Annotated in this window: 14 protein-coding genes; 10 read left to right on the top strand and 4 right to left on the bottom strand. The window is 62.8% G+C overall.

The window, feature by feature from the left end; translation table 11 throughout:
- Window positions 1-81: 81 nt before the first annotated feature.
- The 5 genes from pmtA to VGO12_RS30735 all read left to right on the top strand — a co-directional run bounded on the left by pmtA (window position 82) and on the right by VGO12_RS30735 (window position 3475).
- Entirely contained in the window at window positions 82-684 is a 603-nt protein-coding gene (gene pmtA, locus VGO12_RS30755) for a phospholipid N-methyltransferase PmtA (RefSeq protein ID WP_327516524.1), read from the top strand.
- A 4-nt stretch (window positions 685-688) separates the two neighbouring features.
- Window positions 689-1282: a histidine phosphatase family protein gene (locus VGO12_RS30750; RefSeq protein WP_327516523.1), complete on the top strand. Its 594-nt coding sequence runs from the start codon at window positions 689-691 to the stop codon at window positions 1280-1282.
- The gene (gene pyrF, locus VGO12_RS30745; protein WP_327516555.1) at window positions 1279-1983 is read left to right on the top strand and encodes an orotidine-5'-phosphate decarboxylase; all 705 of its coding nucleotides are present in this window, start codon (window positions 1279-1281) and stop codon (window positions 1981-1983) included. Before VGO12_RS30750 ends, pyrF begins: the two co-directional genes overlap by 4 nt.
- Before the next feature lie 103 nt (window positions 1984-2086).
- Window positions 2087-2374, top strand: coding sequence for a DUF1330 domain-containing protein (locus VGO12_RS30740; RefSeq protein WP_327516522.1), 288 nt, complete (start codon window positions 2087-2089; stop codon window positions 2372-2374).
- A 120-nt stretch (window positions 2375-2494) separates the two neighbouring features.
- The gene (locus VGO12_RS30735; protein WP_327516521.1) at window positions 2495-3475 is read left to right on the top strand and encodes a complex I NDUFA9 subunit family protein; all 981 of its coding nucleotides are present in this window, start codon (window positions 2495-2497) and stop codon (window positions 3473-3475) included.
- Between the two features lie 146 nt (window positions 3476-3621).
- On the opposite strand, the gene VGO12_RS30730 is transcribed toward VGO12_RS30735, so the two are convergent.
- Both VGO12_RS30730 and VGO12_RS30725 read right to left on the bottom strand, forming a co-directional pair.
- On the bottom strand, window positions 3622-3804 hold the full coding sequence (locus tag VGO12_RS30730; protein WP_327516556.1) for a hypothetical protein: 183 nt from the start codon (window positions 3802-3804) through the stop codon (window positions 3622-3624).
- A gap of 172 nt (window positions 3805-3976) precedes the next feature.
- The gene (locus VGO12_RS30725) at window positions 3977-4510 is read right to left on the bottom strand and encodes a MarR family winged helix-turn-helix transcriptional regulator (RefSeq protein WP_327516520.1); all 534 of its coding nucleotides are present in this window, start codon (window positions 4508-4510) and stop codon (window positions 3977-3979) included.
- Window positions 4511-4753: 243 nt separating this feature from the next.
- Here VGO12_RS30725 and VGO12_RS30720 point away from each other — a divergent pair, with 243 nt between their 5' ends.
- Window positions 4754-5980 (top strand): bifunctional alpha/beta hydrolase/OsmC family protein, encoded by a 1227-nt coding sequence (locus tag VGO12_RS30720; protein WP_327516519.1) that lies wholly within the window; start codon window positions 4754-4756, stop codon window positions 5978-5980.
- An 85-nt stretch (window positions 5981-6065) separates the two neighbouring features.
- On the opposite strand, the gene VGO12_RS30715 is transcribed toward VGO12_RS30720, so the two are convergent.
- Window positions 6066-6560, bottom strand: coding sequence for a DUF417 family protein (locus VGO12_RS30715; protein WP_327516518.1), 495 nt, complete (start codon window positions 6558-6560; stop codon window positions 6066-6068).
- Window positions 6561-6825: 265 nt separating this feature from the next.
- Window positions 6826-7632: an undecaprenyl-diphosphate phosphatase gene (locus tag VGO12_RS30710; RefSeq protein ID WP_327516517.1), complete on the bottom strand. Its 807-nt coding sequence runs from the start codon at window positions 7630-7632 to the stop codon at window positions 6826-6828.
- Between the two features lie 159 nt (window positions 7633-7791).
- Here VGO12_RS30710 and VGO12_RS30705 point away from each other — a divergent pair, with 159 nt between their 5' ends.
- The 4 genes from VGO12_RS30705 to VGO12_RS30690 all read left to right on the top strand — a co-directional run bounded on the left by VGO12_RS30705 (window position 7792) and on the right by VGO12_RS30690 (window position 11365).
- Window positions 7792-8484 carry a glutathione S-transferase family protein gene (locus tag VGO12_RS30705; RefSeq protein ID WP_327516516.1) on the top strand — a complete coding sequence of 231 codons (693 nt, stop codon included), beginning with the start codon at window positions 7792-7794 and terminating at the stop codon, window positions 8482-8484.
- Window positions 8465-9667 (top strand): tRNA epoxyqueuosine(34) reductase QueG, encoded by a 1203-nt coding sequence (queG, locus tag VGO12_RS30700; RefSeq protein ID WP_327516515.1) that lies wholly within the window; start codon window positions 8465-8467, stop codon window positions 9665-9667. The genes VGO12_RS30705 and queG overlap by 20 nt, the downstream gene beginning before the upstream one ends.
- A complete protein-coding gene (locus tag VGO12_RS30695) occupies window positions 9655-10530 on the top strand; it encodes an SDR family oxidoreductase (RefSeq protein ID WP_327516514.1) in 876 nt (291 codons plus the stop codon). The genes queG and VGO12_RS30695 overlap by 13 nt, the downstream gene beginning before the upstream one ends.
- A gap of 460 nt (window positions 10531-10990) precedes the next feature.
- Entirely contained in the window at window positions 10991-11365 is a 375-nt protein-coding gene (locus VGO12_RS30690; protein WP_327516513.1) for a septal ring lytic transglycosylase RlpA family protein, read from the top strand.
- Window positions 11366-11584: the final 219 nt, after the last annotated feature.

Below are 11584 nucleotides of genomic sequence, written 5' to 3'. Positions count from 1 at the left end.
CGCCCCGTCCAGCCCGAATCACCGGGATGAGATGCAGCGGGCGGCCCGTGCGAGGAGAGGACAACGGTTTTGAGGGGTTCAATGAATTTGCGCGTAAAGGTGAAGGAACGGCTCGGGCGGAAGTTCGATGAGGAAATCCGCTTCTTCAAGGGGTGGATGAGCAATGCCAAGGCTGTCGGCGCGATCCTGCCGACCTCCTCCATCACCGCGCGCCGGATGGCGAGCGTCATCAACCCCGCGTCCGGCCTGCCGGTCCTTGAGCTTGGTCCCGGCACCGGCGTCATCACCAAGGCAATTCTGGAACGCGGCCTTGAGCCGTCCAGCCTGGTCTCGATCGAATATTCGACGGATTTCTTCAATCAGCTCAGGTCCAACTTCAACGGCGTCAACTTCATCAACGGCGACGCCTTCGATCTGGAGCACACGCTCGGGGCGCTGAAGGATCAGACCTTCGACAGCGTTGTTTCGGCCGTGCCGCTGCTCAATTTCCCGATGCATCGACGTGTCGAATTGATCGACGACCTGCTGTCGCGCATTCCGGTCGGGCGCCCCGTGGTGCAGATTTCCTATGGGCCGCTGTCGCCGGTTGTCGCCATGCCGGACCGCTACAGCATCCAGCATCTCGATTTCGTCGTGCGCAACATCCCGCCGGCGCAGCTCTGGGTCTACCGGCGAGCGCACTGACCACATGTTCGCCGTCTATGTCACCCATCCGCAGGTCCGGATTGATCCGGACGTGCCGGTTCCCCGATGGGGACTTTCAGATATCGGCCGTGAGCGTGCAGCCGCGGCCGCGGCTCTGCCCTGGGCGCGCGCACTCGGACGGATCGTTTCGAGCGACGAAACCAAGGCGATCGAAACCGCCGGTCTGCTGGCGGACGCCGCCGGCGTCGGCGTGGACGTCCACCACGACATGGGCGAGAACGATCGCTCCGCCACAGGCTTCCTGCCGCCGCCCGAGTTCGAGAAGGCGGCCGACTGGTTCTTTGCCAACCCCACGGAGGGCTTCAAGGGCTGGGAGCGCGCGGTCGACGCGCAGGCACGGATCTCGGACGCGGTTATGCGGGTCCTGGATGACCACGATCCGAAGGTCCCGATCGCCTTCGTCGGCCATGGCGGCGTCGGGACCCTCTTGAAGTGCCGGCTGCTTGGGGTGCCGATCTCGCGCGCCGCCGACCAGAAGGGCGGCGGTGGCGGCAATGTCTTTGCTTTCCGCCTTGCGGATCGGACGGTTGCATGCGACTGGACCCCGATGGAACACTGGCAGGGGATCTCGACATGACCGAAAACGCGCGCGACAGACTGATCGTGGGCCTCGACCTTCCGACGATCGGCGATGCGGAAAAGATCGTATCGACGCTCGGAAACGACGTCTCCTTCTACAAGATCGGCTATCAGCTGGTGTTTGCCGGCGGCCTTGAATTCGCGCGCGACCTTGCCGCAAGCGGCAAGAACGTCTTCCTCGACATGAAGCTGCTCGATATCGACAACACCGTCGCCAAGGGCGTCGAGAACATCGTCAAGATGGGCATGTCGATGCTGACCCTGCATGCCTACCCGAAGGCCATGAGGGCTGCCGTCGAGGCCGCTAGGGGCTCCGATCTCTGCCTGCTCGGCGTCACGGTGCTGACCTCGATGGACGAGCAGGACGTGATCGATGCCGGCTACGAATACGATCCGCACACGCTGGTGCTGCGCCGGGCCGAACAGGCGCGCGCCGCCGGCATGGGCGGCATCGTCTGCTCGGCCGAGGAATCGGCCGCGGTCCGCAAGATCATCGGCCCCGACATGGCGCTGGTGACGCCCGGCATCCGCCCTGCCGGCGCCGACAAGGGTGACCAGAAGCGGGTGATGACGCCGTCCGAGGCGCTGAAGGCCGGTTCGAGCCATCTCGTCGTCGCGCGCCCAATCGTCGCAGCCGCCGATCCGCTCACCGCCGCCCGCGCCATTCTTGCGGAAATGAACGGCGCCTTGACGCCCTGAATCAGTCGGCCACGCCACTCCCGTGCGATCGGCTTGACCTTGGCCAAAATATGCCGGAAGTAACACTCCCGTCAGCCGAAGTGCAAAGGACGAGGAGTTGACTATGGCCAAGGGCTACTGGATCGCGCGGGTCGATATCCGCGACGCCGAACGCTATAAGGACTATGTGACGGCCGCAAAGCCGGCCTTCGAGAAGTATGGCGCGAATTTTCTGGCACGCGGCGGCGCGTATCAGCGGCTCGAGGGCAATGTGCGCGCCCGAAACGTCGTCATCGAATTTCCGTCGCTGCAGGCAGCGATCGACTGTTACAACTCGCCCGAATACCAGATTGCCGCTGCGATCCGCCAGCAGGTCGCCGATGCGGAAATGGTGGTCGTCGAAGGCGCCTGACCGCCGGGCGATCACCTGTCCGGCCAGATCGGAGTGCTGCGTGGATTGGCCTTCACCTCTCGCGGCACTTCGGCTATGTAGCAATCAATTCTTCTCACTGCGATCAGGAGTGCCTATCCCATGACCTTGTCCAACCTTCCGCCGCTGGTGACGATTTTCGGCGGATCCGGGTTCGTCGGCCGTCATGTGGTGCGCGCGCTCGCCAAGCGCGGCTATCGCATCCGCGTCGCTGTTCGCCGGCCTGACCTGGCCGGCCACCTGCAGCCGCTCGGCAATGTCGGGCAGATCTCCTTCGTCCAGGCGAACCTGCGCTACCGCAAATCGGTCGACCGCGCCGTCGAGGGCGCCGACCACGTCATCAACTGCGTCGGCGTTCTCTTCGAAAGCGGCCGCAATACCTTCGATGCCGTCCAGGACTTCGGCGCCCGTGCCGTGGCAGAAGCAACCCTCGGGGTCGGCGCGACGCTGACGCACATCTCGGCGATCGGCGCGGATGCCAACTCGCCTTCTGCCTATGCCCGCAGCAAGGGACGCGCCGAAGCGGCTATCCAGCAGACGCTGCCCGAAGCCATCATCCTGCGCCCGTCGATCGTGTTCGGACCGGAGGATGGCTTCTTCAACAAGTTTGCCGACATGGCGCGGTTCTCGCCGTTCCTGCCGCTGATCGGTGGCGGCGAGACCAAGTTCCAGCCGGTCTACGTCACCGACGTTGCCGAAGCCGTGGCGCGCGCGGTCGACGGCAAGATCGCCAAGGGCAAGATTTACGAACTTGGCGGCCCGGATGTCCTAAGCTTCCGCGACTGTCTCGAGATCATCCTCAACACGATCGACCGCAAGCGCACACTCGTCTCGCTGCCCTTCGGCGTCGCGTCGTTCATGGGCAGCGTCGCGTCCATGATCCCGTTCGTCGCGCCGCCGATCACTCCCGACCAGGTGGTGTTGCTGAAATCCGACAATGTCGTCTCGGCAAAGGCCGTCTCGGAGGGACGCACGCTCTCGGGCATCGGCATCGAACCGACCATGCTCGAGCCGATCCTGCCGACCTATCTGGTGCGCTATCGCCCGCAGGGCCAGTACACCCGCAGCGGACGCGCTGCCTGACAGCTGCGATCCATTGCCCTTTTTGAAGCGGCCGCCGGACCTTCCGGCGGCCGTTTTCTGTTGTATCGGGGCAACAGCGTTGCAGTTCTGCCGCAGTTGCAAAAGCGAATGGCATTTACCGCAGATTCAACATGTCGTGATATTGATCATGTCATATCCAGCGAATAAACACCGCCTCGCGCCACGATCCCAAGTAAGGCGGCGGCAGCATCAATCTCGAAAGGCATAGCGTCCATGGGCAAGTCGATCGCAATCTTTTTTGCGTGTGCGGCACTGATCATTCTGGCTGGCTCATTCATCGCGCCGAACACGGTCGCGAGCAGCGGCAAGGATTGTGCTCCGGCCTATGGCGTCGATCCGTGCACGACCGCGTCGATCGACCTTTCCGGCAACTAAGCCGGCACCCTCTCGCGGGGTAAATCAGTTATTGGCGGGGGCCAGTGGCCGCGTGCGTTTCTCCTTGAGACGCACGCGGCTTTGTTTTTGGTGGACCTTGGCCGCTCATCCAGCGGCCGTGGGCGCGCCGCCTTGCCGCGACAGCAGGCTGCAGGTGACAGGACAATCCACGCAGGCGCTCGTGTCGCAAAGGCGGCAGACGGAATAGGCATGGTCGACGTCTTCGACGAAAGCCGTCAGCAGCTTCTCGGCAAGCAAGCGGAACGTCTCCCGTTCATGCGGGTCGAAAACCTCGAGCGCCCTTGCGATCCGCCGGTAGCGCGAGGCAAGGATCGCGTTACAGCTTTCGTCGCCCGCCTCGGTCAAATGCAGCGCCACCGCACGCTTGTCCGCGACGCTCGGCCTTCGCGCGACCAGACCATCGACCGCAAGCCGATCAACCAGCCGCACCGCGCCCGGGTGCGACATGCCGAGCGCGCGACGCAACTGCTCGATGGTCATGCCGGGCTCGTGGCGCAGCAGTGCTATCGCGGCGGCCGCCTGGCCTTTTTCCGGTGCGTGGTTCCCGGCCTCATCAAGGACTGCGTCCGCAAGACCGAGTACAAGCGCGCCGACCACATTTTCTGTCTTCTTTTCCATTGCGCGAAATTATATGCGTCGCGCATAGACAGCAACCGCAAAATGCCACATCCTTGAGCGCGATGCGACGCTGGAAGTTCGTTGCTGCAGCGGACCTTTCGGCTTCGCCTGACGCGACCCTTGTCACCATCCTGATCGACATGGAGTTGTCGTCGGTCCAGTACGCCTGTTCTTTCGTAAATGACGCGCCGACCGCCGACGGTGGGCGTACCGAGGAATGGCGACAACCGGGAGGCAAATGCGATGAGGACGGAGAAAGTGGAGTTTGCCGGGCACGCCGGCGGCCGCATCGCGGCGCGGCTCGATTTGCCGGATGCAGAGGTCCGCGCCATCGCCTTGTTTGCCCATTGCTTCACCTGTTCGAAGGACCTTCTGGCGGTCAGGCGCATTGCAACTGCGCTTGCGCGCCACGGTATCGGCGTTCTGCGTTTCGATTTTACCGGTCTCGGCGCGTCGGAGGGCGAGTTTCCCTCCACCAATTTCTCCTCCAACATCGAGGATCTCAAGCTTGCCGGCGACCGCCTCAGGCAGACGCATGGCGGGCCGCGCCTGTTGATCGGCCATTCGCTCGGCGGGGCCGCGGTGCTGGCTGCGGCGGGTGAGATCGCCGACGTTAAAGCCGTGGTGACCATCGGGGCGCCCGCAGACGTCGCCCATGTGCTGCACAATTTCGGCTCCGACATCGCCGAGATCGAACATGCCGGCAGCGCCCGCGTCTGCCTGAATGGCCGCACATTCACCATCGAGCGCCAGTTCGTCGAAGACGCACGCGCCGCCAATCTTTCGACCCGCATCGCCGCCATGCGCAAACCCTTGCTGATCCTGCATGCGCCGCTGGACGAAACTGTCGGCATCGACAATGCCGCGCAGATCTTTTCCGCGGCGAAACATCCCAAGAGCTTCGTTTCGCTCGACGGCGCGGATCACCTTTTGACCCGGGCTGAGGATGCCGAATATGCGGCAAGCGTCATAGCCGGATGGGCATCGCGCTACATAAGCCCGGCGCAGGTTGCCGCTCAGCCACAGCAGACGGGTGCGGTCCTCGTCACCGAAACCCGCGAAGGCAAGTTTCAGCAAAGAGTGGACGCCCATGGCCACAGGCTGATCGCCGACGAGCCGCACAGCTACGGCGGCACGGATACCGGCCCAACGCCCTATGATTTTCTCGCAATCGGCCTTGGAGCATGTACGTCGATGACGTTGCGGCTCTATGCCGAGAAGAAGGGACTGTCGCTCGATCAGATTTCCGTCGAGGTCGATCACCAGAAGGTTCACGCGACGGATTGCGCCGAATGCGTCGACAGGCCGCTGGGCGACGGCAAGATAGACCGGTTCGAGCGCCGCATTCGCGTCAAGGGCGGGATATCCGACGACGTCGCGCAGGATCTCTTGCGGATTGCCGATCGCTGCCCCGTGCACCGGACACTGGAAGCGTCGTCCATCATCGTCACCCAGATCCTGCCGGAATGAATGCGAACGGTCTCGCGGCCCCGGCCCTCGCGACCGAGCGCCGGTTTGCCTTCATGCCGCAATCGGGTTTTGCAGGGTCAGGGCCTCAGGGCGTCCTGGCGTTGGACCGCAGCAGGCCTTCGCCGAGAACGACCAGGCTGACGCCAAGCAAGGCCACGTCCTTGATCAGGAACGATCCCAGGAAGTTGAGGAACGGAAACCCGCCCGACGAGTCTTCCCAGACCGGCAGCGCGACCAGGGTGGAAACCGTGGTCGCGAAGGTCAGGGCGCCAAGGGCGCCGGCCGCAATCGCCGCGCGGGGCGACCACACCGAAAGCATGAAGAGAACCGCCGTCACCAGCTCGACGACGCCAAGCAGATAGCTCGTGCCGGCGAATCCGAACACGGCGCAAAGCCAGGCAAGCCAAGGCGTTCCGGAGACCAGCGGCTTCAATCCGTCGATCTCGACCTGCGTGAACTTCAGAATACCGATCAGAAAGAGCGGCAGGAACACGCCGGCGAGTGCGATGAGGCGACCGGCTACCAACACCCAGGCCGGGGAATCGCTTTTGCTGGCCACTGAAAATGAAGGCACGCTCATTGTCAGGCTCCTTGTTGATTGCCATCGCGCAATTTACATGCGTTGCGCATATAAATACACGACCCGATCAAAATGTCTATGCGCGACGCATATATTTCAGACAACGGACGCTCGGACGCGCACCCGTTGGCGGCAAACGTGCTTGAATGGAAGAAACGACAGCGACCCGGGAGAACCGACTTTTCCGCGGACCAACGGCGGCGATAAAAGAAAAAGGCGCGTCCGAAACGCGCCTTTTTTTGGTTTTGAAGATCGCTGACCCTGCTCAGCCGAGCAGCCAGAGACCAATGAGGCCAGCCGTGCCGACGATGATGCGCCAGATCGCGAAGGGCGTGAAACCGCGCCGCGAGACGAAATCGAGAAGCGAGCGCACGACGAAGATGCCGGCGACGAAAGCGGCGATGAAGCCGACCGCGATCAGGGTGAAATCGTCGAAGGAAAGCGCGTCGCGGTTCTTGTAGAGATCGAGCGTGAAGGCGCCGAGCATGGTCGGCATCGCCAGAAAGAACGAAAACTCCGCAGCCGAACGCTTGTCGGTGCCCATGAGCAGCGCACCGGCGATGGTCGCGCCCGAGCGCGAGGTGCCCGGGATCATCGCCAGGCATTGGAACAGGCCGATCTTCAGCGCCAGCGACGGCGGGTAGTCCATGACGTCGGTATAGCGCGGCTGAAGCGGCAGCCGGTCGATCGCGTAAAGAATGATGCCGCCGACGATGAGCACGATGCAGATCAGCACCGGCGTCTCGAACAGCACCGTCTTGATGAAGTCATGGGCGATGGCGCCGATGATCGCGGCCGGCAGGAAGGCGAGCAGGACGGAGACGACAAAGCGGCGCGCCTTGACACTGGTCGGCAGCGCCAGCGCAATCGACAGAAGCCTCTGGAAATAGACGAGCAGGATCGCCAGAATGGCGCCGAGCTGGATGAGGACGGCGAAGGTGTTGCCGGGCGACTTGAAGCCGAGGAAGTGGCCGGCGAGAAGCACGTGCGCTGTCGACGAGACGGGGATGAACTCCGTCAGGCCCTCGATCAGACCGAGGACAAGCGCGCTGATGATCGATTGATCCGCCATATATGAGAATTTCCTGACAAGTTTTGGAGTGGGAGGAAAAGGCTGATTCGCTTGTGTTTGCCACCACAAATTTCTATAGCTCTAACACATGAGCCGTGGCCAGACGCTTGCGCCGCCACGCTGATGCCCCCAAGCAAAAGCTGAGAAGCCAGATCATCGATGCCGACACTGTACCACCACCCTATGTCCGCCGCTTCACGCTTCGTTCGCCTGATCCTTTCGGAATACGGCTATCAGACGGAACTGACGGAGGAGCAGCCCTGGGAGAACCGGCGCGACTTCCTGGCGCTGAACCCGGCCGGCACGCTACCCGTCTATGTTGACGACAGTATGAGAGCGCTCTGTGGCGCCACGATCATCTCGGAATATCTCGACGAGACGAACGGCATCATGAAGCGGGATCGGCGGCTTCTGGCCGAGGACCCGTTCCAGCGGGCGGAAATCCGCCGGCTCGCCGAATGGTTCCTGCAGAAGATGGAGGCCGACGTGACGCGACCGCTGGTGCGCGAGCGGATCTACAAGCTGCAGATGACGCCCGACCAGGGCGGCGGCGCGCCCGACAGCAAGGTGCTGCGCACGTCGCGCGCCAACATCCGCCAGCACATGAAGTATCTCTCCTGGCTTGCGGGCTCGCGCACCTGGCTTGCCGGTGACCGCATTTCCTACGCGGACCTCGCGGCTGCAGCGACGGTGTCGGTGCTCGACTATCTCGGGGAGATCGACTGGTCGGACGCGCCGACCGCCAAGGAATGGTACCAGCGGCTGAAGTCCCGCCCCTCGTTCCGGCCGCTGCTTGCCGAGCGCGTCCGCGGCGTGACCCCCGTTCCGCATTATGCGGATCTCGACTTCTGAGGCGAAAACCGTGCCCGGCATCAGTGCCAAGGCGGAGAGTGAGGAACGGCGGCGGCAGAAGCTGACGGCGTTCCTGAAGGCCGAGGCCACCGACAAGGGCTTCGACCTCTGTCGCGTGACCCGGCCCGACGCCATTCCGCAAGCACCTGCCCGGCTCAGGGATTTCCTCGACGACGGTTTCCACGGCACGATGGAGTGGATGGCCGAAACGGCAGATCGCCGCTCGGACCCACGCACGCTCTGGAGCGAGGTGCGCTCCGTCGTCATGTTCGCGATGAACTACGGACCGGACGACGATCCGCGCGGCATCCTCGCGCAGACCGATCGCGGCGCGATCTCGGTCTACGCCCAGAACCGCGATTATCACGACATCATCAAGGGCAAGCTCAAGGAAGTCGCGACCCGTTTTGCCGCCCGCGCCGGCGAGGACGTGAAAGTCTTCGTCGACACGGCCCCCGTCATGGAAAAGCCGCTCGCCGAACAGGCCGGCCTTGGCTGGCAGGGCAAGCACACCAACCTGGTCAGCCGCGAATTCGGCTCGTGGCTGTTTTTAGGCAGCCTGTTCACGACGGCAGACCTTGCCTTCGACGAACCGGAGAGGGACCATTGCGGCTCCTGCCGCGCCTGTCTCGACGCCTGCCCGACCGACGCCTTCCCGGCACCCTACCGGATCGACGCGCGGCGCTGCATCTCCTATCTGACGATCGAGCACAAGGGGCCAATCGACGCCGACCTCCGGCCGCTAATGGGCAACCGCATCTATGGCTGCGACGACTGTCTCGCTGCCTGCCCCTGGAACAAGTTCGCGCAAGCGGCTTCCGAAATGAAGCTGAAGGCGCGCGAGGACCTCAAGGCTCCATCGCTCGAAGCTTTGCTCGACCTGGACGATCCGGCCTTCCGCAGCCTGTTTTCGGGCTCGCCGGTCAAGCGCATCGGGCGTGATCGCTTTATCCGAAACGTGCTGATCGCGGCCGGCAACTCCGGTGACGCGGCGCTCGTACCGACAGTCCGGGGTCGGCTCGCAGACTGTTCGCCGGTGGTGCGGGCCATGGCGGTCTGGGCGCTGTCGCGATTGGTCGCGCCGGCGGCGCTTGCGCAAATCGCCGAACAATGCGAGCCAGAGGCCGACGAAGACGTCCTCAACGAATGGCAGATGGCGGGAGTGAACCGATGCATGTCCTGATCCTTGGCGCCGGCTACTCCGGCCTGGCAATCGCACGGGCGATGGGGCCGACGGCAACGAGCGTTGCCGGAACCACCCGCACCGCGGAAAAGGCTGCGCAGCTGGAAAAAGCTGGTGTCCAGCCGATCCTCTTTGACGGCGAGACGATCTCCGACGCGCTCGCCGCCGCCCTTGGCCAGGCCACCCACCTGATCCAGTCGATCGCGCCGGGACGGGACGGCGACCCGATGTTCCGGGCGTCGAGCCCGGATCTTGCGACGCTCGCACCGAACCTTAAATGGATCGGCTATCTCTCGACCGTCGGCGTCTATGGCGACCATGGCGGGCAGTGGGTGAGCGAAGACATGCTGCGCAAGCCGGTGTCAGCCCGTTCGGTCGAGCGCGTGGAGGCGGAGGACGCCTGGATCGCCTTTGGCGTAAGGCAGAATGTTCCGGTCGCCGTGCTCCGGCTCGCGGGCATCTACGGCCCCGGTCGCAACGCCTTTTGCAATCTGGAGAATGGCACCGCCCGCCGCCTGATCAAGCCCGGCCAGGTGTTCAACCGCATCCGTGTCGAGGATATCGGCGCTTCGGCCCTCTATCTTGCCAATCACGGCACGTCCGGCGTCTTCAACATCACCGACAACGAGCCGGCGCCGCCGCAGGACGTGGTCGCGGAAGCCGCCCGGCTGATGGGTGTCGAGCCGCCGCCGGAAACCCCGTTCGAACAGGCGGAGCTGTCGCCCATGGCACGCTCCTTCTATGGCGAAAACAAGCGGGTTTCGAACGCTCGGATGCGTGCCACGGGGTTTGAGTTTGCCTATCCGGATTATCGCGTCTCGCTTGCACAGCTCTGGCAGTCCGGCGCCTGGCGCCGACAGTGAAACGCAACGCGTCCGGCGCCGGATAGCATAACCCATTGTGCTTATAGAACGTTGACAGTCAGTCCGTCAGTAACGACGACGGCTGCGCCATCTGAATTGTGACATTCTCTGGATATTCGTTCGATACTTGGCGAATGTCATACAACCTGTGCGCTAGTATGCGATTTTCGACCATCGTGAATCCGGAAATTTCGTCCAAATCGAAATTTTTAATGATTTTTTTCGTTTACGCCTGAGCTGCGCTCGCGTGCGGAAGTCATTGCGCGCTCAACCGCTGATTCCAAAGAACTTCCGGGCGATCTTTAAACTATTTCAAACAATCTTCGTTTTTGAAATTTCGTTGTTTTTTAATAAACCCTAATAGATCGTAAATGGTTGAAGCACGTTTTTGCCATGTTTCGCCCCAATTAGCGGTTCCCAGAAGATTTTTAACCAAGCATTGACCGAGGGGATCGCCAGTTTGACGCCAGCGAAGCTCAAGACTGCTGCTGCCGCAGCGCTGTTCACCGCCACGATCGGTCTCCTGTCGGTTTCCGATAGCCACGCAGCCGGCGCCGCCTGTGGCGGCGCTTCCTGGTACGCGCTGAGTTCCAAGACCGCGTCCGGCGAGCGCATGAATGCCGCCCACCTGACCGCCGCCCACCGCAGCCTCAAGTTCGGGACCAAGGTTCAGGTCACCAACAAGCGCAACGGCAAGAGCGTCATCGTTCGCATCAACGATCGCGGGCCCTTCATCCGCGGACGCGTCATGGATCTGTCCAAGGCTGCGGCGTCGCAGATCGGCATGGTCCGCTCGGGCACCGCCAGCGTCTGTTATCGCGTCGTCAATTCCTGATCCTGAAATACTGAACGCGCGCCAGTCGCGGCGCGGGTTTACTTTGAGAAAGACCTTTCTTAGCGGTTAATCTTCTCGGCCGTCTTGCTCTTCGATGCCATCGCCGTTACCACGGCGAAAAAGGAGTTGATCGAAGATGCGTTTGGGCGGCAGGCTCGCTGGAGCCATTGAGGTTCTTGAGGATATCGAAAAGCGGAAGCGCCCGGTCGCCGACGCGCT

The organism is Ensifer sp. (assembly GCF_035999135.1).
Taxonomy (GTDB): Bacteria; Pseudomonadota; Alphaproteobacteria; order Rhizobiales; family Rhizobiaceae; genus Ensifer.
The sequence above is the reverse complement of the archived record's forward strand: the minus strand, read 5'-3'. Positions and strand labels throughout refer to the sequence as shown.